The sequence below is a fragment of the Xanthomonas arboricola genome (genome assembly GCF_002940665.1).
Lineage (GTDB): Bacteria > Pseudomonadota > Gammaproteobacteria > Xanthomonadales > Xanthomonadaceae > Xanthomonas > Xanthomonas arboricola_B.
In genome coordinates this window covers 1,118,977-1,139,142 of record NZ_MIGY01000001.1, presented here as the reverse complement: position 1 = coordinate 1,139,142, position 20,166 = coordinate 1,118,977, and the positions used below count along the sequence as shown (strand labels likewise).

Below are 20,166 nucleotides of genomic sequence, written 5' to 3'. Positions count from 1 at the left end.
GCAGCGCGACTGACTGGTCGCGCTAGCTGCGCCGTGTGGACGGACGCTTGCTGCGCTTCTTGCCCGGCGCCACCGGCGCGGCATCCTCGCTGGCCAACGCGCCACCGCTGTGCAGCTGTTCCAGCCACGACAGCGCATCGACATAGCCCAGGAAGTGCTGCAGATAGCCCGGTGAGCACTCGCGCATCAGGCTGATGCAGCGATGCACCAGCACGCTGGAATTGAGCGGGCCGGCATCCTTGGGGGCATCCTGCAGCGACTGCCGCACCTGGCTGGCGGTGCGCACCGTGGTCCAGGTGCGGCGGAAATCCTCCAGCGCCGGCAGCTCGGGGAACTGCGTGGCATCGGCGCTGGCGGTCTTTCTGCTGTCCACTTCCATCAACGCCGCATGGCCTGCCATCCGCTCGGCCAGTGCGCCCAGCGCGCTGCGTTGCGACGGCTGTGTGGCGGCGCTGGCGACACGGCGGCGTGCGGCTTGCTTCACCGTTGCCGCATACGCATCGACCAGCTTGCCCAGCTTTTCTTCCAGCACCTCGCGCACTGGCTCGGCCTGCGTACCGGCACGCGCGGCCAGGGTTTCCATCAGATGGAAACGCACCGGGTCCAGCTGGTCGGCCCCCTGGCTGCGCCAGCGCTGCAGACGCGTGTGCGCGGATGGCGCCTGTGTGCTCATCGCGTGCCTGCGGCCGCTGTCGGATTGGAGGCAGAAGAGGCACGCGAGGTGGAGGGGCGCGCAATCGGTGCGATCTCCACACGGCGGTTCCTGGCGCGGCGTGCTTCATCGGCATTGGAATCCACCGGCTGTTGCGAGCCGAAGGCTGCGGCGAACACCAATGCGGCCGGCACGCCGTCGGCGATCAATGCACGCGTCACCGTGAGTGCGCGTTGGGCCGACAGTTCCCAGTTGTCGGCGTAGCGCCGGTTGCCGCCCAGCACCGGGCGGTCGTCGGTGAAGCCGCTGACCATCAGGATCTCCTCGCGTGCCGCCAGGTATTCGGTCAGCGGCGCGGCCAGCGTCTTCAGCACCTCGCGGCCTTCCGGCTGCAGCTGGTCGGAATTGAAGGCGAACAACACATTGCCGCGGATGCCGATGCGCCCGTCGACCAGGGTCACGCGGCCGGCGGCCAGCGGCGCTGCCAGTGCCTGCTCCAGCGTCTTGCGGCGCTGCGCTTCGGCCTGACGCTGTTTGACCTCTTCGTCCAGGCGGCTGGACAGCTGCAGCTGCACACCGATCACACCGACCAGAATCAGCACGAACGCGCCCAGCAGCACCGACATCAGGTCGCCGAAGGCGGCCCAGATCGGTGTGCCCGATTCGCCGTCGATGTCGATCTCGTCGCTCATGCCGCGCTGGCCTCGCCGGCAGCGGCCTCACCGGCATCGCCGCGGCCGCGATCGAGCTGGCGCAGTTCTTCGATGATCTGCTTCTGCGACAGCATGCTGAGGTCGACCACCTCGCGCGCCTGCGCCACGTAGTACGCCAGTTGGTCGTCGCTGCGGGCCAGCGAGGCATCCAGTGCGCTGGCGACATGCTGCAGGCGCTCGTTGAGCTCGCTGGTAGAGCCGCTGAACAGCTGCACCGCCACGCCGAAGGCTTCGCCCAGGCTGGCCACTTCCACCGCGCTGCCGCTGACATGTGCGGCCACCGCGCCGAGCTTGCCGGTCTCGCTGCCGATCTGCTCGGTGAGCTGGGTGCCCACGCGTTGCAGCAGGTCGGCCGAGGTGGTGACCAGCGCATCGACCGCTGCGCGTTGTTCGGTGGAGGCGTGGTTGACCGCGTTGAGCAAGGTGTCCAGGGTGGCGAGCAGCCTGCTGCGTTCTTCCAGCATGGCGGTGTCGCGCACCATGCTCTCGGACAGGTTCTGGCGCAGCTCGGCCACCACATCGGCGGCCGCCTTGGGCGCTTCGGAGGCGACCTGCATCAGGCGCGCCACTTCGCTGATGGTGGCGCTGGCCTGTGCCTGCGCCTGCGTGGACAGCTCGCTGGCAGTGCTGGCCAGGGTGTCGCAGATCGCCTGCTGCTGCTGGGTGACGCGCTCGCCGGTGCGTTCCCACTGCGTGCTCAGGTCTGCGCTCATCGCGCTGAAGCGCTCGCTCCACAGCGCCAGGCGCTGGGTGTCGCGGGCTTCCAGTGCGGCCTGCAGCTCGGCGTGCGATTGCTGCAGGGTGCCCACCAGGGCAGCGGCATGCGCGTCGAAGCTGGCGGTGGCGGCAGCCAGTGCGCCCTGGTGCTGGGCGGCCAATGCGGCGCTGGCGTCCTGTTGCTGCGCCAGTGCGGCGCTCCAGGCGCTGGCGGTCTCGCTGCTGGATTGATCCATGCGCCTGGACACCGCATCGACCAGGGCGCTGGAGCGTGCGTCGAAGGTGCTGGCGAACTGGGTCAGCGTGCCCTGCAAGTCCTGGGTCAGCGCGTGGTTTGCGCGTTGCTGTTCGGCCACCGCCGCGGTCCAGGTGGCGGCGGCAGCGGCGGTGCTGCTTTCGAAGCCGCTGCTCAGTCCGTCGAGTTGCTGCTGCACGGCCTGGTGCACGCCATCCTGCAGCGCGCTGCTCTGCTGGGCGAGCTGTGCAAGCGTGGCCTGCAACTGCGCGTTCAACGCCGCGCCTGCGCGCTGCTGCTCGGCGAGCACTGCCGCCCAGTGCTCGCCCGTGGCGACGTTGCTGCGCTCGAACCCGTCATTGAGCGCGGTCAACTGCTGCTGCACCGCGTGGGTCACGCCGTCCTGCACCGCGATGCTGCGCTGATCGATCTGCGTGAGCGTGGCCTGCAACTGCTCGGTCAACGCGTGCTGCGCACGTTCCTGCGCGGCCAACACGGCCTGCCAGTGCTCGGCGGCCGTCTGTGCACTGTGCTGGAAGCCATCGTTGAGCGCGTGCAACTGCTGCTGCACGGCGGTGCCGACACCGTCCTGCACGGCAGTGGTCTGCTGTGCGATCTGCTCCAGCGTGGTCTGCAGCCGTGTATCGAGCGCTTGCTGCGCGCGTTCCTGCGCGGCGAGCGCGCTGCTCCAGTGCGCGGCCGCGGCGCTGGCGCTGTGCTGGAAGCCGCTGGTGATGCCGTCCAATTGCTGCTGGACAGCGTGGGTGAGGCGCTCGTGCAGGGCGGCAGTGTCGCGCGCGATGCTGGTCATGGTCGCTTCCATCGCCGGCTGCAAGGCCGCGCCCACCGCGCGTGCGCTTTCTGCCACGCCGCTCTGCAGCGATTGCTCCATCGCCGTGGCCAGGCGCGCATAGGCCGCTTCGCTTCTGGCGTGGAACTCGGCCTGCTGTGCGGCCAGGCGTTCATCGGCGGCGATGCTCTGCTGCTCGATGCTGCGCATCAGCGTCTGCAGGCGATCGATCAGCGTCGGCATCAGCGCGCTTTGCTGCTGCTGCAACTTGAACACTTCGCCACGCTGATGCGCGTCCGAGTGCGGATGCAGCTCGGAGGCGATCTTCAGGTCCAGCCGCTGCACCGCCTGCAGCCGCTCGCGCCGGCACAGCGCCGACAACAGTCCCAGCATCGCGGAGGTCGCAACGCCGGCGATCGAGGTGCCGAACGCAAACGCCAGGCCTTCCACCGGCGCGGCCAGCGAGCCGCGAATGGCCTGCAGGTCGGTGGCGCTCTGCAATGCGACGCCGGTGCCCTTGAGCGTGGCCATCATGCCGAGCAGGGTGCCGAGCATGCCCAGCAGCACCAGCAGGCCGACCAGATACGGCGTCAGCACCGGTGCCGGCAACGCCACGCGCTCGCCCTTGATGCGCAGTCGCACCGCATTGCGCAGGCTCGGATGCAGGCGCTCCAGCCATTCGCCCAACGCCGATGGCGCGGTGGTCAACGCGGCAACGGCATCGTCCAGCGTCGCGCTGGCCTGGCGATAGCGATACAGCTCCAGCGCGCCGGCCACATAACAGGCGCCGATTACCGCCGCGACGCAGGCGCCGAGCGGATTGGAGCCCAGATAACCGATGCCGACCCAGCAAACCGCCAACAGGCCGACGACAAACACACACAGGTGGACGAGAGTTCTGAACATGGGGTCCCAGTTAGCGGGTACGAAGCGCTGCGAGCAGGCCTTCGATCGGGTGAAAACGGACATCCAGTTCGGCGAGCAACACGCTCTGCATGTCTTTGCGAAACACATCCAGCCAGCCGTCGGAAACCGCGCGTGGCGCGGCCTCGCCGTCGGATGCCGGGTTTTGCGCCTGCGCGGCATCGCGCAGCCGCTCGAAATGCGCGCCGAGCAGGTTCGGCAAATGATTCAGCAGGGTCTGCTCGCGCGGGCTCAAGGTCAGCTCCATCACCGCATCCACCTCGGCCAGCCGCGCCATTTCGCCGGACTCCAGGGCCAGCATGTCGCGCAGGCGGCCACGCAGGTCGCCGGTGGCGGTGCGCATCGCGCGTTGCATTGCCAGGTAGTGCTGGCGGAACGGGGCATAGTCGAGCGCAGGCATCGCTGCCGCTGCGTCGCTGTCGGCAGCGGTGGCGCTGCACGCATCGCGACGCGCGCGCGCGAGCACGGCCTCCAGCTCGACCACGCTGCTGGTCGCCAGCCCGGTGCGCACGCGGGCGCAAGCCTCGGTGTCGAGTCTGCGCGTCTCGGGCAGCGCGTCGATCTCCGGCAGCTTGCCATCCAGCGCCTTGGACACGGCGACCGCGCGCGTCCAGTCGATCCATTGGCTGAGCCGGTCGGCGAGCGCATGGTTTGACTGGGCAACGTGGGCATCGGTGAGGCGAGCAAGCAGGCGAATGAACGCCGGGCCCGACAGGGGCGCCCGTGGAGAAGCTTTCGCCATTGTTCCGGTCAAAGACCGCGCATTTTACACGGGAAGCTGCGCCGTTCGGCGCTTTGCACGGGCAGCTGCGGGCCTGCGAAGCAGGCCGGCCCTGGCGGCATTCAGCCGGCCTGGTGTGGGGGCGTGCGCGCGATTGCAGCGTGCAGCGCTGCGATCCAGCGGGCGCAGCGCCCAAAGAGCACGTCCATCCGTAGCGGTATCTGGCTAGCGCGCTCCTGTGGTCATGCGCAGCGAGCGCGACCAACGCTGCCGGCCAGATGTGCCTGGCCCGCTACGCGATATCTCAACCTCGGGCGCGATGTACCAACGGGATCAGCACCACACCCAGCAGTGCCACCGCAGCGGCCACATAGCCGATGCTGCCCAGCCCCCAGGCCGGAATCACCAGCCCGCCGATGATGGCGCCGATGCCGATGCCGGCATTGGCCGCCGACACATTGGTGGTGCCGGCCAGCGCCTGCGAGTGGGGCACCGAGTTCATCACCCGCACCTGGCTGATCGGAAACAGCGCGGTGTAGGCGATGCCCCAGACCGCCAGGGTCAGATAGAGCGGCACGCCGGTCTTGGCCACCGGCACGCACAAGGCCATGCCCAGCGCGAGCAGCAGCAGGAACACCGCCGTGGCACGCAGCGGCGAGCGATCCACCACCCGCCCGCCCAGCCAGTTGCCGATCAGGCCGATCGCGCCGAAGCCCATCAGCCACCAGCCTACGTTCGCCGCCGGCACGCCCACGCTGCGTTCCAGCAGGTCGGCCAGATAGGTGTAGGCGGTGAACATGGCGGTGAAGACCACCACCGACAAGGTCACATTGGCCAGGAAGAAGCGCTCGCCGAAGATGCCGGCCTGCTGACGCAGATTCACCCGTTCGCTGCGGGCCACCGTCGGCATCCAGAGCGCCAGCGCCGCGGCCATCGCCAGCGACAGGGCAGCCAGGATCCAGAACGCGCCACGCCAGCCGATGCTGTTGGCCGCCACCGTGCCCAGCGGAATGCCGAACAACAGCGCCGCCGAAATGCCCAGATACACCCGCGACACCGCGCGCCCGGCGTGCTGCGGCCCGGCCAGTTGCCCGGCGGTTTCGCTGGCGGTTCCCCAGAACACCGGCAGCGCCAGCGCCGGCACGAAGCGGGCAAAGGCCAGCACCCAGATATTGGGCGCCAGCGCGGCCACCGCGTTGGAGACCGCAAACACCAGCAGGATCACGACAAACAGGCGCTTGCGATCCAGATGCGACAGCCACGCGGTCAGCGGCGGGCCGAACAGCATCACGGTGAAGGCGAACAACGTCACCAGCTGGCCAGCGGCGGAGATGGAAATGTCCATGTCGCGTGCAAGGCCGGGCAGCAGCCCGACGATCAGGTACTCGGTGGTGACGATCACGAACGCGGCAAACGCCAGGATGAAGATCGCCAAGCCGCTGCGCGCAGCGGCAGGCGCCGCAGTGGCGGAAGCGGGGGAGGGGGAGGGGGTGGAGCCAACAGCAGACATGGCATGCGCCGCAGTGTGGGCTGGCCATCATAGGAAAGAAATCAGATCGTATATCGGGAGTATTTTCCGTATATTGCGGACTTCATTTCCTGAATACGCCGCCATGCATCCATCCGAACGCGTCAAAGGCATCGATATCTTCGTCAGCGCTGCCGATGCCGGCAGCTTTACGGCTGCCGCCGAGCGGCTCAACCTGACCAGCTCGGCAGTGGGCAAGGCCATTGCGCGCCTGGAGACGCGCCTGGGCGTGCGCCTGTTCGCACGCACCACCCGGCGGCTGGCGCTCACCGACGCCGGCGCGGCGTTCTACCGGGTCTGCGTCAAGGTGCTCGACGAGCTGGAGGAGGCCGAACACGTGCTGCGTGCCGAAGGCCAGGCGCCCACCGGCCGGCTGCGGCTAGACCTGCCGGTGAGCTTTGGCCGGCACAAGGTGTTGCCGGTGCTGCTGCCGTTCTTCCAGCGTTATCCCGGCCTGCAACCGGTCATTTCGTTTACCGATCGCTTCGTCGACATGGCCGAAGAAGGCATCGATATCGCGGTGCGCATCGGCGGGCCCGATCACTGGCATGGCAGCCTGGGGCATCGCTATCTGGGCCATGAAAAACGCGTGTTCTGCGCCGCTCCGCAGTACCTGGCGCAGCGCGGCACGCCCGACAGCATCGCTGCATTGCTGGCGCACGATGCAGTGCTCTATGGCAAGGCCGATGGCAGCAGTAGCCCGTGGCTGCTGCGGCATGGCGCAGGGCCGGTGGAACAGCGTGCGGTGGACGCGCGGGTGGTGTTCGGCAATGCCGAGGCGCAGGTGGATGCGGTGGTGGCCGGGCTGGGCATCGCACAGCTGCCGACCTGGCTGATCGATCGGCATCTGCAACGCGGCAGCCTGGTCGCGGTACTGCCGCAGTGCGACACCGAAGGCCTGCCGCTGCATCTGGTGTGGATGCGCGCGCGCCAGTTGCTGCCCAAGCTGAGCCGGTTGCTGGAATGCCTGCAGCAGGGCTTGCAGGATGCGGCGTGAGTGCGGCGCCTGGCGCGGTGCCGTGCGTGATCGCGGCAGCGGTTGCGCACGGCGTGCATCGACTTGGCGCGATGCAGCGCCAGGTTCGGGTTGGCGCACACGCCAGCACGCAATAGCGGGCGCGATCCAGCGCCATCACGCCGGTCTGCGCGTTCTCTCTGACCAATTCAGCTACGACTGCACTGTCTTACGGCCGACCCTGTTTTGTAAGGTGAACGCGTGTAGTCTGCCGTCCGGGGACGACTCCCCCAACGAGGTGACCGCAATGGATCGCTGCGATATGCAGGTGTCCGATCTCATGGTCCTGGAGTTGCAAGGGTTCCACGATGCCTATGGCAGTGGGCCGGACTTCTGGGACGCGTATCAACGCATCATGACCCTCGCCGCGCAAGCCGGCGGCGACCTGATCACACTGGCCAACGAAATGGCTTCCCTGGCGCAGGGACTTGGCGCGACCAAGCACGCGCAGCTGCTGTAACTCACCACTGCCTGATGACTGGCAACGCGGTCTACGCACCGTGCGCCGCCATTGTCGAAGGTGATGATGGCCGGCGCCGTGCTTTTAGCCGGCGGCGGTGTCTGCACGCAGCGCGCAACCGATCAACCAACTTCAGTCGCGACAGCCACACCGCAGGCGTGCTGCCACTGCGATGCGCGGCTTATTCGACGTCGGTCGTTGCGGGTGTCGCTGTCTCTGCTTCGGACGCGTCGGTTGTCTTGGCGGCAGGTTTGACTGCCTTGGCAGGGGCGGCCTCGGGCTCGCCGCGCTTCTTGTCGCGACGCAGCGGGGTGTCGCCCAGACGCTCGATCGCGCCGCCGGATTGCTGGAACGCCTCCAGATCGGCAGCCAGACGCTGCTCGGACAAACGCGGCTTGCCCGGCTGATTGCTGACGGTCATCGACTGACGGCGGGAGTTGTTCATGGCGAAATCCTCATGCGTTGTACAGCGTCAAGGGAATGCCCCGCCGGCGTTGGTCGTCGTAGGTGGCACGCACGTCGCGGCAATACGGCCCGGACATGACGAAACGCCGGCAGATCGCCGGGCGCGTGTCGTAGATCGAACAACACATGCGCGCGGCGTCGATGGCCACGCACCAGCCTTCCTCGTCACGCGCCATCACGTGCCAACCTTGCGGTGTCACGCTGGTCAAGTGGTTGGGGATGCGGTCGGATGGATCGACCATGACGGTGAGCCGGCAACAGACGGCGTCGCAGCGTTCGCAGAGATTCTTGATGGAGAAGGCCAGATAGAGTGAAGGCGACACCGGAGTCCGGCCGCCCTTGCACCATACACCTTGGGCATGCCGGGGTGTGAACCGGTCCCCGCCGTGGCTGCAACAGGCTGGATCGCGGCGCGCAGAACTCCCGACCACCGCGTGGTGGCCGTTGCCGTGCGGTGCGTCAACTGATCGTATGCGACATCGCGCGCAACTCGCCGCATCGTGCGGATGCATTAGACGTTTCCATAAACGGTTGCCTTTGTCGTGCCGATGCGAAGACGTCTTTCACCTGTGCCGTCGGCAGCCCGCCTTAGCGTTGGGTGGTACGCATCAACGCGACAGGAGATCCCATGAACACTGCCCATCAACACGCAACCGCGCCCGATCTGGCCGACGATCACGCCGACCAACGCAGCGAGAAGGAAAAGCAGGACGCCTTGCAGGACGGTGCGCTGGAAGAAACCTTTCCGGCCAGCGATCCGGTGTCGCCGTTCGTGCCGGCCAAGCCGCTGGACTGACCAGGCCATACGAGCCAGCAACGCAAACGGCGCGGTCATCGACCGCGCCGTTTGCATTTGCAGCGTTGCCGGCTGTTACGGCGTCAACACCACCTTGCGGCAATCGTCCTGCTTCTTGTCGAACAGCTCATAGCCGCGCGCCGCATCGGCCAGCGGCATGCGATGCGAGATGATCGCGCTGGGCTTGAGGTCGCCATTGCCGATGCATTCCAGCAGATGCGGCATGTGCTTCTGCACATGGGTCTGTCCCATCTTGAAGCTCAATCCCTTGTCGAAGGCATCGCCGAACATGAACGCGTGGATGAAGCCGGCATACACGCCCGGCACGCTGACCACACCGCAGCGACGCGTTGCCGCAATGCACTGGCGGATTGCGACACCGCTGCTGCCCTCCAGCTTCAAGTTGGTCAGTGCGGTTTCGATGGTGCTGCCTTCGGCCTCGAAACCCACTGCTTCGATGCTGGCGTCCACGCCGCGGCCATCGGTTTGCGACACGATGACATCGGCGGGGTCGTCGACCTCATCGAAGTTGATCGGAATGACGCCGTAGGCCCTGGAAGCGAAGTCCAGCCGATACGCGTGCCGGTCGACCATGAAGATGCGCTCGGCGCCCAGCATGCGACAGCATGCCGCCGCCATCAGGCCTACTGGGCCGGCACCGAAGATCGCCACTGTCGAGCCCTGCTTGACTCCGGCATCGATGACGGCCTGATAGCCGGTCGGGAGAATGTCGGACAGGAACAGCACCTGCTCGTCGTGCAGTGCGTCAGGAACCACCAACGGCCCGACATTGGCCTTGGGTACGCGCACGTATTCGGGTACGCGCACGTATTCGGCCTGACCGCCGGACAAACCGCCGTATAGATGACTGAAGCCGAACAGCGCCGCCGGCGGTCGCATGTCCTTGTGATTGAGGGCTGCACCCTTGCCGGTATTGGTCGTCTCGCAGGCGGAGAACTCCTGCAGCATGCAATGGAAGCAGCGCCCGCAGGCCACCACGAACGGGATCACGACACGGTCGCCCGGCTTGACCGCAGTCACGTCGGGGCCGACGTCTTCGACAATGCCCATGAACTCATGGCCGAGAATATCGCCGTGCCGCAGATCGGGAATCTTGCCGCGGTACAGATGCAGATCCGAGCCGCAGATGGCAGTGGCCGTCACGCGCAGGATGAGATCGTCGCGTTCGACCAGGATCGGGTCCGACACGGTTTCGACCCGGACATCGCGTGAGCCGTGGTAGTTGAGGGCAAGCATAGGTGTCTCCGGAAAGCCGTCGGTACGCGGCAACGCTGCGTAGTGTTGGTGGAGCGCCGTTAAATCGATCAGCACGGCACGTGCGCACCGTGTGGACGCGTTCGATTGGCGACGCGGCGTTGATGCGCGTGTCACGTCTGGATAACCAACGCACTCGCACTCTCGGATGACGCGCTGAATCGCTCGCAGGTCATGCCTATGGCGACCATGCGACCCGACAATCAACGATCGTGCGTGATGCGATCAACCAGGAGACAGCAATGGGAATTTTGAAGATGGTAACCGCCGGTGCGGTGGGCTACGTGGCTTACCGGGCGTGGCAGCGTCGTCAGAGCGACGCCGGTGAGGCAGCCAGCCCGAAGAGCAACGACCGCGACATTCAGCAGCAGACACTGAGCGCGCCGGGAAATGCGGGCAGCACGCCACCGCATGGCGATCCGCTCGGTAACGTTGCGGCAATCTCCGGCGATCGCAAGCAGGCACTTGGTGCCTTGGCCGTGTTCAACGAGCAGGAGCGCACGCTTGCACAACTGGCGGTCGTGAAGGAACTTGAGGGCGAGACGCTACAGTTTGCCCGCAAGATGGACGAGGCGCACAGTGCGGCCCTGACCGATCTCAGCCGTTTTGCGCCGGACCGTAGCGGCACCCTGGCGCGGGCTGCATCCACCCGCGCTGACGGCACCCGCAAGCGTCTGGAAGGCCTGAACGGGAAGGAATTCGAAACCCAGTACCTGCAGGCCAGCATAACCAGCCACGAGCAGGCGCTGGCGCTGCTGGACGCACAGCTGGCCAGCGAGCCGGGATCGACCGATCTGGGCAAGGAATTGCAGCGTGCCCACGAAACCATCGCCCAGCATTTGGAGCATGCCAAGTCCCTGCGTGCCAAGTCGACCAAGTCGCATTGATCGGCAGAAATCTGCCAATTGAACGCTGGATGAGGTGTGGTGCGAGCAGACAGACAGGCAGCTTCGGCTGCCTGTTGCCGTCATGGGTATGATTGGCGTGTGCGCTCTACGTGCTGTATGCCGCGCATCGTCTGCATCGACTGATGCCAGGCAATCCTATCGCCAGGCGGTTGCCACAGCGCGCCAGGTGTAAGCGATTCGAATCGGGCAGCCTGGCGCTGCCACAGGCCTTCAGATACACCACGTGAGTCCACGTAGCTGTGCCAGGTGCCGTCTTCGACCACGCGGCCTTTCTGCGTTACCGATGCGATGCGGTCTCCTGCGGGACCACCGCAATCTCTTCGCGCAGGCTGTTCTGGCCGACGCTGCGGATACAGTTGCCATCGACCAGCACGCATCCGGTTTGCACATCGGCACGGCGCTGGATCGAGGCGGGTTTTGCGCACAAGCGCAGCGTAGGGTGGCGTTACAGCGTGGCCGCGCCGCCGGCAATGGTCAGCAACGTGCCCGAGGTGTAGCTGGCATTGTCGGCTGCCAGCATCACATACGCCGATGCCAGTTCCACCGGCTGCCCGGGGCGCCCCATCGGCGTCTGACCGCCGAAGTTTTCCACCGACTCCTCATCCATGCCGGCAGGAATGAACGGCGTCCAGATCGGGCCTGGCAGCACCGCGTTGACGCGGATGTGCCTGTCGGCCAACACGCCTGCCAGGCCGATCGTCAGATTGGCCAGCGCGCCCTTGGTGGCGGCATACGGCAGGATGTTCGGCGTCGGTTTCTTGGATTGCACCGAGGCAGTATTGATGATGGAGCCGCCGTCGCTCATCAGCGGCACCGACAACTGCACCAGGTGGAACACGGCGTGCACGTTGGTATCGAACGTCTTGCGCCATTCGTCCAGGGTGATGTCTTCGAAGCGCTGAAAATACTTCTGATAGGCGGCATTGTTGACCAGGATATCCAGGCCGCCGAAGTTGCGGTCGACCTCTTCGATCAATGCTGCAGCCTGGGCAGGGTCGCTGATATCGCAGCCCACCAGCAATGCCTTGACGCCTGCCTTTTCGATCAATGCGCCGATCCTGGCGGCGTCTTCCTGCTCCTCGGGGAGATAGGCAATCGCCACGTCGGCGCCCTCGCGGGCGTACGCGATCGCCACCGCCGCGCCGATGCCGCTGTCTCCACCGGTGATCAACGCACGTTTGCCGGCAAGCTGCCCATGGCCGACGTAACTGTCTTCGCCGTGGTCCGGGCGCGGATCCATTTTTTCGGTACGCCCCGGAAAGCTCTGCTGCTGCGGTTTGAACGGCGGGCGTGGGTAGTTGGGTACGGGCATGTTGCTCTCCTGACGGTGTGACGCATCACAATGAGTGGCAGTGTGCGTCCGCAAACGTCAACGTGCGGGCTAGGTGATGTCGGCAGCGCGTGTGTTGACGACGCGCTGCGTGCGCATTCGAGGGGTGCTTCACGCCATCGCACAGCTTCGTTCACTGCTCTGCAATGCATGCCGGCCTAGCGTGGGTCATGACCACAGGCAGGAGAACGACTAATGGGCAGCGAACCGAAAAAGCCATGGGGCCCGGACGACGATCAGCAAAAGCCGTTTACGCCGCAGGAGCGGCGCAACGAGGAGGCGGGGCGGAAAGCCCACGACATGCCTGACGAGGACAGCAATGTGAACAAGGCCGATCCCGAACACGATTACGAACGGCCAGACGGCTCCGAGAAGCGCTGAGTCGCGTTTGGCGCTGCAATTGCGGCATTCGCGATGCGCGCCTAGCACATACAGACCCCGCCTTGCTGCCACGGTGATGGCCGGCCAACGCCACGCACATGTGTTTCATGGCTGGCGTGTGGGGGTGGGCACCACGCATTCGGTGGCCTTTCAGCTGGGCTTGCGCAACGCGTCAAGCGGTTGACCGAAGTCACCTCAAGTGGGCGGCCAAGCTGTCGCTTCCTATCGGAAGTGAGCTGATACGTCCAGCGCAGTCCGACGGCACCCCATGCCCGGGCTGCCCACCGTCCCTCACATACCCTGCACTTCTTGGCATGTGGTCACACTTGAAGCGCTTACCGGCCCCGACCATGACGCTTGGCACTGGCGGAAACCAACGCCGAGATGCGTACTTCTGCCAGAATTTTACGGCGAGCTCGACTTGGGGGAGCGAGCACCATACGGCCGCATAGCGGTGAACGCGATATGCCATCTCGTGGTGATGTGTGGGCGCGTTTTTCGCGTCGCCGTCACAATTCTCAACTGAACATGTACTAGCCATTGCGGACAGAAGCGCTCATGGACCGTCTTTCCTGCGCCATCATCGACGACGACGTGGAGTTCTGCGATCAGGTGGTTGAGTTAGCCACCGATAGCGGCTTCCGTGCCAAGGGGATCTATACCCTTGGCGAAGCCAGCCATTGGCTGGACAGCAACTTCCCCGACCTGTTGGTGGTGGACGTTGGCCTGCCCGACGGCAGTGGCTTCGATCTCATCGAACGGCTCGACCCGGATCACACGCCGCAGATCGTTGTGGTGTCGGGCGATTACGCCTATGAAACCCAGGGCCGCGCGCAGCAGTTCGGCGTCAGCGAATTCCTCACCAAGCCGTTCGCGCCCGAACGACTGGAACGCGTGCTCGGCGGCCTTCGTGAGGCCCAGCAAGGCAATCTGGGCATCAGCGGCAACAGCGACAGCATCGTACTGTTGCGCAAGGACATCGTCCGCGTGGCACCGACCGATCTGAATGTGCTGGTGACCGGCGAAACCGGCACCGGCAAGGACCTGGTTGCGCGCGCGATCCACCGGGTCTCCGGCCGGCATGGTCGTTTTGTGCCGGTCAACTGCGGTGCCATTCCCGAAGAGCTGCTGGCCAGTCAGTTGTTCGGCCACGAGCGCGGCAGCTTCACCGGTGCCGATCGCCGGTATGCCGGATTTCTGGAGCAGGCGGCCGACGGCACGCTGTTCCTGGATGAAATCGGCGAGATGCCGCCCCGGCTGCAGGTCTATCTGCTGCGCGCGATCGAGTCGCGCAGCTTCATGCGCGTGGGTGGCAGCGAGGAAATTCCGTTGGATGCGCGCGTGATTGCGGCAACGCATCAGCGTGTGCAGCGTGAGCACGGCGTGCTGCGCGAGGATCTGTTCTACCGGCTCAACGAGTACCCGATCCAGGTACCGCCGCTGCGCGAGCGTCGTGGCGATGCGCGTCTGCTGGGTTTACGCGTGATCGATGAGCTCAACGTCAAGTACGGCACCCGCAAGCTGCCGACCAAATCGTTGTTGCGCTATCTGGCGTACCACACCTGGCCGGGCAACGTGCGCGAACTGCGCTCGTTCATCCGCTATCTGTACCTGCGCTCGGACGGCGATCTGTTGAGCGCGCCGGAGGTGGTGCACACCGTGCCGCAGGCCGACGAAGACGGCTTGCTGATTCCGGCAGGGTGGACCATGCGCCAGGCCGAGGACGCCATGATCGAAGCGGCATTGGCGCGCACGCGTTTCAACAAGAAGGCGGCGGCGCGCGAGTTGGGGATCAGCGTACGCACCTTGCACAACCGGCTCAGTGACAAGGACGCGTAATGAGCGATGCATCCCAGGGGCGGCGGCGCGAGCTGCTGCATCAGTTGCGCAATCGTCTCAACGTGATGGGCTTTGCGTTGTACGCCTTGCGCAATGAAACCTCCAAACCCATGGACACCTTGCGCACCACCCATCAGTCGGCCGTGGAGTTGCTCAATCAACTCGGCGAAGACGAGCGCGCCCTGCGCCAGGACGATGCGGTGTCAACCGATAGCACCGATCAGTAGTGCTCGGCAGGCTGGGCCTGGTTGCTCAGCAGCGCGGTGATCATGCGCGGGTTGTACGGCTTCATGCAGTAGGACAGGTGCGCAAACCGCGGCGGTAGCGTGTAGCGGTCGTAGCCCGAGCAGAACGAGAACGGCACGCCGCGTTCCAGCAGCGCATCGGCGACCGGAAACACCGGTTGGCCGCGCACATTGACGTCGAGCAATGCACCGTCGATGCTCTGGCCGGAGGTCACCAGCGACAGCGCCTCCGGCACGTTGCCCACCGGCCCGAGCACACAGACGCCGGCCTCCACCAACAGATCGTTGAGCGATTCGGCCAGCAGATAGTCGTCCTCCACCACGAGGATGCGACGGCCGTTGAGTGGGTTGTCCAGCATGGGGACTCCTAGAGCGGTAGCGCTGTCTGGCGACGCGCAAGCCATAGTGCGCGCTGCGTCGGTTAACGCCGCGCGTAAGCAGGCGCTTCCAGAACCGGTCCGCGCAAGGCAGCTGTATCACGCAGACGCCGCGTAGCAGTAGAGGCAGGTTTGCGCCATCATTGACGATTGCGCCTCACGCCCGGCGCCGTTGATGCGATGGCTGCAATGACCGACGACGACACCTCCTGCGACGACACGGCAGCGACCCCTGCCCACGACGCCGTGGCGCCACCGCCGTTGTTCATTCTCGGTGTCGGTGCCGACGGCCTGGATGCCACGCGCCTGGCCGAACTTTTGGACGCGGTCGCCGGCGCGCCCAATCTGGTGGTCATGCTGTTGCTGCGCGATCGCCATTTGCTGGACGAGCCGCGCCTGCGCGAGTTGCTCGGGCCGCAATCCAGCCTGCTGCTGGCACCGGAGGATGGCGATACGCTGCATCCCGGACGCATTTACCTGCCGCCCAGCCAGACGCTGGTGACCCTGGAAGAAGGCCAGCTGCGGCTGCGTCCGTTGGAGCAAGCCCGCGATCACGGCCTGATCGACAGCTTCTTCGTTTCGATGGCGCACGACCAGGACGGCAACGTGGTCGGCCTGATCATGGGCCGCTTCGATGGCGACGGCACCCTGGGCACCGCCGCCATCAAGGAATGCGGCGGTCTGGCACTGGCGGTAGACGACCCGTCGTTGCACGGCATGGATCTGCGCAGTGCCGGCAACCCGGCCGCCATCAGCGACGACATCCTGCCGCTGCCGCGCGTGGCCGCACGCATCGCCGCGCATATGCGGCGCTACCACCGCTTCGGTCATCCGGCGCCGGTAGGTGTGCGCAAGGGCAGCGAAAACGACCAGCTCGGCCAGGTCGCCAGCATCCTGCGCAACGCCACCGGCCACGATTTCCACGGGTACAAGCGCGCCACGTTTCTGCGCCGCGTACAGCGACGCATGCAGGTAGTCCAGGTGGACACGCTGGAACAGTATCTGGAGCAGCTGCGCGGCCGCTTCGACGAGCCGCTGCTGCTGTTCAACGATCTGCTGATCGGCGTGACCCAGTTCTTCCGCGACCGTCGCGAGTTCGAGTTTCTGGAGCAGCAGGTGATTCCGCGCCTGTTCCAGGGCAAGCAGCCAGGCGACCACCTGCGGGTGTGGGTACTGGGCTGTTCCACTGGCGAAGAGGCGTATTCGCTGGCGATGCTGTTGCGCGAGCATGCGCAGACGCTGGACGTGGCACCGCGCATCCAGATCTTTGCCAGTGACATCGACGGGCGGGCCCTGGCCATCGCACGGGTAGGGCGTTATGCGTCCAGCATCGTTGCCGATGTGGGACCGGAGCGCCTGCAGCGCTGGTTCGTCAAGGAAGGCGATACCTATGTGGTGAGCAAGCAGCTGCGCGAGCTGTGCGTGTTCTCGCAGCACAGCATCGTCAAGGACCCGCCGTTCTCGCGGCTGGATCTGGTGTCGTGCCGCAATCTGCTGATCTACCTGGATGCCGAGCTGCAGAATCGGGTGATCCCGGTGTTTCACTTCGCACTCAAGCCGGGCGGCTATCTGTTCCTGGGCAACGCCGAGAACGTCTCGCGGCATGCCAAGTTGTTCGCACCGGTGGAGCGCAGCTTCCGCGTGTTCCAGAAGATCGATGCCGACAGCCGCATGCATGCGACCTTCCCGTCGTCTTCGCTCGGACCCGACGGCCATGCGCCGGCGGCCACCCGCCAGCAGCGCAGTGCCAGCAATGCACTGGTGCGTGCCGGCGAGCGCATCGCCGATCGCTATGCACCGGCCTATGCGGTGCTGGACGAACATTTCGATGTGCTGCACTTCTCTTCGCAGGCCGGGCGTTTCATCCGTCCCGGCGGCGGTGCGCCCAGTCTCAACCTGCTCAACCTCGTTCACCGCGACCTGCGGCTGGAGTTGCGCAGCGCGCTCAGCCGTGCCGAAGCGGACATGGCGCCGGTGCAGGCCAAGGGCATCCAGATGCACGAGGATGCGGCGACCTTGGCAGTGGATCTGTTCGTGGAGCCGACTTCGGATTCGGAGGTGCCGCGCGGCTATGTGGTGTTGTTCCAGGAAGTGGAAGCGCGCGAACTGGCCGAGCTGGCACCGCCGAAAGATAGGGTGTCCGACAACGCGCACGTGCGGGCATTGGAGAACGAGCTGCGCATGACGCGCGAGCGGCTGCAGTCGATGATCGAGGAGCTGGAAAGCACCAACGAGGAGCTCAAGTCTTCCAACGAGGAGTATCAGTCGCTCAACGAAGAACTGCAGAGCGCCAACGAGGAACTGGAAACCTCCAAGGAAGAACTGCAGTCGGTCAACGAGGAAGTCACCACGGTCAACGGCGAGCTGGCCCACCGCGTGCAGGAACTTGCGCATGCCAACAGCGATCTGAAGAACCTGCTGGAAAGCACCCAGATCGCCACCGTGTTTCTGGATAACGACTTGTGCGTCACCAACTTCACCCCCGCCGTCACCGATATCCTGCCGTTGGTGGAAAGCGATATCCACCGGCCGATCAGCAACATCAAGCTGCACGTGAGCTACGACGAGCTGCAGGACGATTTACGTCGGGTGATCCGTACGCTGGCGGTACTGGACCGCGAAGTGGAAAACCCCGCTACCCGCGCGCGCTACATGGTGCGCGTGCTGCCGTACCGCACGGTCAACAACTTCATCGGCGGGGCGGTGTTGACCTTCATGGATGTCACCCCGCTGACGCGCGCCGAGCGCGCGTTGCGCAGCAGCGAGCAGCGCCTGCGCACCTTGATGGAAGGCATCCCCCAATTGGTGTGGCGCTCGCTCGACGGCGGCCGCTGGACCTGGTCCAGCCCGCAATGGTCCAGGTATACCGGGCAACGCGATGGCCAGAGCCTGGAGCTGGGCTGGCTGCAGGCGGTGCATCCGGACGAGCGCGAACTGACCTTGAATGCCTGGCACGACAGCGTGCGCACCGGCGGGCTGGATGTGGAGCACCGCCTGTTCAATGCAGCCGAGGACCGCTACCGCTGGTTCCATACGCGCAGCGCGCCGGTGCTGGACGAGCGCGGCCAGGTGCTGGAGTGGCTGGGAACCTCGACCGAATCGGACAATCTGCGCCGTCTGCAGGACGAGCAGCGCGTGCTGGTCAGCGAATTGCAGCACCGCACCCGCAATCTGATCACCGTGGTGCAGTCGGTCGCCAAGCAGACCGTCCAGACCAGCCACAGCATGCCGGAATTCGCCGGCAGGTTCGATGACCGGCTCTCTGCATTGTCGCGTGTGCAAGGGCTGTTGTCGCAGTCGGACAACGTGCCCACCACCATCGGCGCACTGCTGCGCATGGAGCTGGATGCACTCGGCGCCGAGCCCGATCAACAGCGCATCGTGGTGGATGGCCCGGATGTGGCGCTGCGCAAGTCCACTGTGCAGACGTTGGCGCTGGCCTTGCACGAACTGGCCACCAATGCGCTCAAGCATGGGGCACTGGCGGTAGAGACCGGTACCTTGTCGGTTCGCTGGGACGTGGTGTCCAACAACGATGCCTCGGCGCATCTGGTACTGTCGTGGATCGAAGAAGGCGCCAGCCGGCAACGACGCAACGATCGCGACCAGGCGGGCGGTTTCGGCCGCCGCCTGATCGAAAAAGCCTTGCCGTACAGCCACGGCGCACAGACGCGTTACGAGCTCAGCGATACACGTCTGGAATGCGAGATCCAGTTGCCGTTGACCTCGCTGTACGACCAGTAGCGCACTGCACGCTCACCTGCAGTCTGTGCGCACTCAGGCAGGCGCTGCTGTGTCGATGTGCGACATGCCGGGCATCCGGATGCGCCCTTCACGGAAAATCCTGCGCGTGCGTGCAGATGTTGCGACGGATTGGTACCTCGTAGCGCCGTTGATGCCACTGCCCTCATGCAAGAGCGTTGCAGTGCGCCGCTGCGCAAGAGCCAAAAACTTGGCGCGTATTATGCGTAACTCCTGCTGTCATCAAGATGTACGGCGGAGTGAACATGATTGCGCGCATTCTTCAGTTGCCGGGTCGCGTTGCCAGCAATGCCTGGGTCGAAATCGGTGTCGGTGCCGATGCCGACATTCTGGTTGCCGACCGTGGCGGCAAACGCGAGGAGCGCGCAACCTTCGGCCGACGTGCTCCGGGGCAGCAGCGTTCGATCACGACGCAGGAGCCGGAGTGGCTGGGGCGCGTCGACCTGGCCATCTGGGAAACCCAACGCTGCCTGATCCCGCTGTGTGGATTTGCCTGCAGTGCATCGGCAGACGGCGCCACCTCGGCAACCTGGTTGAGTCAGGACGGTGGCGCGTCGTACGCGGCGGGTCTGCGCAATGTCATGGATATCGGCGGCCGCCTGCAGATGGGGTTTTCGCTATTGGTCGCGTCGTCGACCAGCCTGCCGACCCAGCGTCCGTTATGCATCCAAGGCGATGCCACGCAATGGCTGAAGACCAGCGGCGAGGAGGCGATGTGTCGTCTCATGCCATGGCGGCTGGAGCGTTGCACCACCGCAGCAGGCGTGCGGCCCGAGTGGGCCAGCGAAGCGCGCCCCAAGCACGCCGCACCGATGTGAGGCGCGTCGGCACGCTGTGGCAACAGCAGGCCTGTCGGCCCGGCGTGTTTTCGGGCGTTCGGTAATACGTCGCACGCGCGCAGGCATCGTGTATCCAGCCACCTGTACTGCGTGGTCTTTGCAGGTCGGGCGCCGCCATCGCTGCGATGGTCATCCGCGAGACAACCTGTCTGTCGCCTGCTGTCCACATCATGTTGCGCATAAAAAAGCCCCGG

At 65.5% G+C, this 20,166-nt stretch carries 19 protein-coding genes; 9 read left to right on the top strand and 10 right to left on the bottom strand.

The genetic code is table 11. From position 1 onward, the window contains the following. Positions 1 to 22: 22 nt before the first annotated feature. The 5 genes from XarjCFBP7645_RS04905 to XarjCFBP7645_RS04885 form a co-directional block, all read right to left on the bottom strand. Positions 23 to 673 (bottom strand): DUF2894 domain-containing protein, encoded by a 651-nt coding sequence (locus XarjCFBP7645_RS04905; RefSeq protein ID WP_104536430.1) that lies wholly within the window; start codon positions 671 to 673, stop codon positions 23 to 25. After that, complete coding sequence (locus tag XarjCFBP7645_RS04900; protein ID WP_104536429.1) at positions 670 to 1,344, bottom strand: OmpA family protein; 675 nt, start codon at positions 1,342 to 1,344, stop codon at positions 670 to 672. The genes XarjCFBP7645_RS04905 and XarjCFBP7645_RS04900 overlap by 4 nt, the downstream gene beginning before the upstream one ends. Further along, positions 1,341 to 4,013, bottom strand: coding sequence for a DUF802 domain-containing protein (locus XarjCFBP7645_RS04895; protein WP_104536428.1), 2,673 nt, complete (start codon positions 4,011 to 4,013; stop codon positions 1,341 to 1,343). Before XarjCFBP7645_RS04895 ends, XarjCFBP7645_RS04900 begins: the two co-directional genes overlap by 4 nt. Positions 4,014 to 4,023: 10 nt before the next feature. After that, complete coding sequence (locus tag XarjCFBP7645_RS04890; RefSeq protein ID WP_181126178.1) at positions 4,024 to 4,773, bottom strand: DUF3348 domain-containing protein; 750 nt, start codon at positions 4,771 to 4,773, stop codon at positions 4,024 to 4,026. A 283-nt stretch (positions 4,774 to 5,056) separates the two neighbouring features. Next, the gene (locus XarjCFBP7645_RS04885; protein ID WP_219842084.1) at positions 5,057 to 6,262 is read right to left on the bottom strand and encodes an MFS transporter; all 1,206 of its coding nucleotides are present in this window, start codon (positions 6,260 to 6,262) and stop codon (positions 5,057 to 5,059) included. A gap of 103 nt (positions 6,263 to 6,365) precedes the next feature. Between XarjCFBP7645_RS04885 and XarjCFBP7645_RS04880 the strand changes: the two genes are divergently transcribed. Together XarjCFBP7645_RS04880 and XarjCFBP7645_RS04875 are read left to right on the top strand one after the other, a co-directional pair. Beyond that, positions 6,366 to 7,277, top strand: a complete 912-nt coding sequence (locus XarjCFBP7645_RS04880) for a LysR family transcriptional regulator (protein ID WP_104536425.1) — start codon at positions 6,366 to 6,368, stop codon at positions 7,275 to 7,277. Between the two features lie 265 nt (positions 7,278 to 7,542). Beyond that, positions 7,543 to 7,755 (top strand): hypothetical protein, encoded by a 213-nt coding sequence (locus XarjCFBP7645_RS04875; protein ID WP_024938481.1) that lies wholly within the window; start codon positions 7,543 to 7,545, stop codon positions 7,753 to 7,755. 181 nt (positions 7,756 to 7,936) lie between these two features. Here the strand turns inward: XarjCFBP7645_RS04875 and XarjCFBP7645_RS04870 are convergent, their stop codons facing one another. Together XarjCFBP7645_RS04870 and XarjCFBP7645_RS04865 are read right to left on the bottom strand one after the other, a co-directional pair. Then, entirely contained in the window at positions 7,937 to 8,200 is a 264-nt protein-coding gene (locus XarjCFBP7645_RS04870; protein WP_104536424.1) for a hypothetical protein, read from the bottom strand. 10 nt (positions 8,201 to 8,210) lie between these two features. Continuing rightward, positions 8,211 to 8,543 (bottom strand): YkgJ family cysteine cluster protein, encoded by a 333-nt coding sequence (locus tag XarjCFBP7645_RS04865; RefSeq protein WP_104536423.1) that lies wholly within the window; start codon positions 8,541 to 8,543, stop codon positions 8,211 to 8,213. Between the two features lie 305 nt (positions 8,544 to 8,848). Here XarjCFBP7645_RS04865 and XarjCFBP7645_RS21620 point away from each other — a divergent pair, with 305 nt between their 5' ends. Next, positions 8,849 to 9,016, top strand: coding sequence for a hypothetical protein (locus XarjCFBP7645_RS21620; protein WP_181126177.1), 168 nt, complete (start codon positions 8,849 to 8,851; stop codon positions 9,014 to 9,016). A gap of 75 nt (positions 9,017 to 9,091) precedes the next feature. On the opposite strand, the gene XarjCFBP7645_RS04860 is transcribed toward XarjCFBP7645_RS21620, so the two are convergent. Next, positions 9,092 to 10,273 (bottom strand): zinc-dependent alcohol dehydrogenase, encoded by a 1,182-nt coding sequence (locus XarjCFBP7645_RS04860; RefSeq protein WP_104536422.1) that lies wholly within the window; start codon positions 10,271 to 10,273, stop codon positions 9,092 to 9,094. Positions 10,274 to 10,533: 260 nt separating this feature from the next. Between XarjCFBP7645_RS04860 and XarjCFBP7645_RS04855 the strand changes: the two genes are divergently transcribed. Continuing rightward, a complete protein-coding gene (locus XarjCFBP7645_RS04855) occupies positions 10,534 to 11,178 on the top strand; it encodes a DUF4142 domain-containing protein (protein ID WP_104536421.1) in 645 nt (214 codons plus the stop codon). A 466-nt stretch (positions 11,179 to 11,644) separates the two neighbouring features. Here XarjCFBP7645_RS04855 and XarjCFBP7645_RS04850 read toward each other — a convergent pair whose 3' ends face one another. Then, a complete protein-coding gene (locus XarjCFBP7645_RS04850; RefSeq protein ID WP_104536420.1) occupies positions 11,645 to 12,511 on the bottom strand; it encodes an SDR family oxidoreductase in 867 nt (288 codons plus the stop codon). A 213-nt stretch (positions 12,512 to 12,724) separates the two neighbouring features. Here XarjCFBP7645_RS04850 and XarjCFBP7645_RS04845 point away from each other — a divergent pair, with 213 nt between their 5' ends. From XarjCFBP7645_RS04845 to XarjCFBP7645_RS04835, 3 genes are all read left to right on the top strand, one after another. Continuing rightward, a complete protein-coding gene (locus XarjCFBP7645_RS04845) occupies positions 12,725 to 12,910 on the top strand; it encodes a hypothetical protein (RefSeq protein WP_104536419.1) in 186 nt (61 codons plus the stop codon). A gap of 558 nt (positions 12,911 to 13,468) precedes the next feature. Beyond that, positions 13,469 to 14,749: a sigma-54-dependent transcriptional regulator gene (locus tag XarjCFBP7645_RS04840; RefSeq protein WP_181126176.1), complete on the top strand. Its 1,281-nt coding sequence runs from the start codon at positions 13,469 to 13,471 to the stop codon at positions 14,747 to 14,749. Further along, positions 14,749 to 14,976 (top strand): hypothetical protein, encoded by a 228-nt coding sequence (locus tag XarjCFBP7645_RS04835; RefSeq protein WP_181126175.1) that lies wholly within the window; start codon positions 14,749 to 14,751, stop codon positions 14,974 to 14,976. The genes XarjCFBP7645_RS04840 and XarjCFBP7645_RS04835 overlap by 1 nt, the downstream gene beginning before the upstream one ends. Here the strand turns inward: XarjCFBP7645_RS04835 and XarjCFBP7645_RS04830 are convergent. After that, positions 14,970 to 15,353, bottom strand: a complete 384-nt coding sequence (locus tag XarjCFBP7645_RS04830) for a hypothetical protein (protein ID WP_104536417.1) — start codon at positions 15,351 to 15,353, stop codon at positions 14,970 to 14,972. The genes XarjCFBP7645_RS04835 and XarjCFBP7645_RS04830 overlap by 7 nt on opposite strands. 207 nt (positions 15,354 to 15,560) lie before the next feature. On the opposite strand from XarjCFBP7645_RS04830, the gene XarjCFBP7645_RS04825 reads away from it, so the two are divergent. Then, positions 15,561 to 19,115, top strand: a complete 3,555-nt coding sequence (locus XarjCFBP7645_RS04825) for a CheR family methyltransferase (protein ID WP_181126174.1) — start codon at positions 15,561 to 15,563, stop codon at positions 19,113 to 19,115. A gap of 263 nt (positions 19,116 to 19,378) precedes the next feature. Further along, a complete protein-coding gene (locus XarjCFBP7645_RS04820) occupies positions 19,379 to 19,951 on the top strand; it encodes a hypothetical protein (protein ID WP_104536751.1) in 573 nt (190 codons plus the stop codon). Positions 19,952 to 20,166: the final 215 nt, after the last annotated feature.

Bases quoted from the DNA above. Each gene is read 5' to 3' on its own strand.
- XarjCFBP7645_RS04825 (WP_181126174.1), top strand. From the start codon at position 15,561: ATGACCGACGACGACACCTCCTGCGACGACACGGCAGCGACCCCTGCC.
- XarjCFBP7645_RS04855 (WP_104536421.1), top strand. From the start codon at position 10,534: ATGGGAATTTTGAAGATGGTAACCGCCGGTGCGGTGGGCTACGTGGCT.
- XarjCFBP7645_RS21620 (WP_181126177.1), top strand. From the start codon at position 8,849: ATGAACACTGCCCATCAACACGCAACCGCGCCCGATCTGGCCGACGAT.
- XarjCFBP7645_RS04835 (WP_181126175.1), top strand. From the start codon at position 14,749: ATGAGCGATGCATCCCAGGGGCGGCGGCGCGAGCTGCTGCATCAGTTG.
- XarjCFBP7645_RS04870 (WP_104536424.1), bottom strand. From the start codon at position 8,200: ATGAACAACTCCCGCCGTCAGTCGATGACCGTCAGCAATCAGCCGGGC.
- XarjCFBP7645_RS04840 (WP_181126176.1), top strand. From the start codon at position 13,469: ATGGACCGTCTTTCCTGCGCCATCATCGACGACGACGTGGAGTTCTGC.
- XarjCFBP7645_RS04845 (WP_104536419.1), top strand. From the start codon at position 12,725: ATGGGCAGCGAACCGAAAAAGCCATGGGGCCCGGACGACGATCAGCAA.
- XarjCFBP7645_RS04830 (WP_104536417.1), bottom strand. From the start codon at position 15,353: ATGCTGGACAACCCACTCAACGGCCGTCGCATCCTCGTGGTGGAGGAC.
- XarjCFBP7645_RS04875 (WP_024938481.1), top strand. From the start codon at position 7,543: ATGGATCGCTGCGATATGCAGGTGTCCGATCTCATGGTCCTGGAGTTG.
- XarjCFBP7645_RS04885 (WP_219842084.1), bottom strand. From the start codon at position 6,262: ATGTCTGCTGTTGGCTCCACCCCCTCCCCCTCCCCCGCTTCCGCCACT.
- XarjCFBP7645_RS04905 (WP_104536430.1), bottom strand. From the start codon at position 673: ATGAGCACACAGGCGCCATCCGCGCACACGCGTCTGCAGCGCTGGCGC.
- XarjCFBP7645_RS04820 (WP_104536751.1), top strand. From the start codon at position 19,379: ATGATTGCGCGCATTCTTCAGTTGCCGGGTCGCGTTGCCAGCAATGCC.
- XarjCFBP7645_RS04880 (WP_104536425.1), top strand. From the start codon at position 6,366: ATGCATCCATCCGAACGCGTCAAAGGCATCGATATCTTCGTCAGCGCT.
- XarjCFBP7645_RS04900 (WP_104536429.1), bottom strand. From the start codon at position 1,344: ATGAGCGACGAGATCGACATCGACGGCGAATCGGGCACACCGATCTGG.
- XarjCFBP7645_RS04860 (WP_104536422.1), bottom strand. From the start codon at position 10,273: ATGCTTGCCCTCAACTACCACGGCTCACGCGATGTCCGGGTCGAAACC.
- XarjCFBP7645_RS04850 (WP_104536420.1), bottom strand. From the start codon at position 12,511: ATGCCCGTACCCAACTACCCACGCCCGCCGTTCAAACCGCAGCAGCAG.
- XarjCFBP7645_RS04890 (WP_181126178.1), bottom strand. From the start codon at position 4,773: ATGGCGAAAGCTTCTCCACGGGCGCCCCTGTCGGGCCCGGCGTTCATT.
- XarjCFBP7645_RS04895 (WP_104536428.1), bottom strand. From the start codon at position 4,013: ATGTTCAGAACTCTCGTCCACCTGTGTGTGTTTGTCGTCGGCCTGTTG.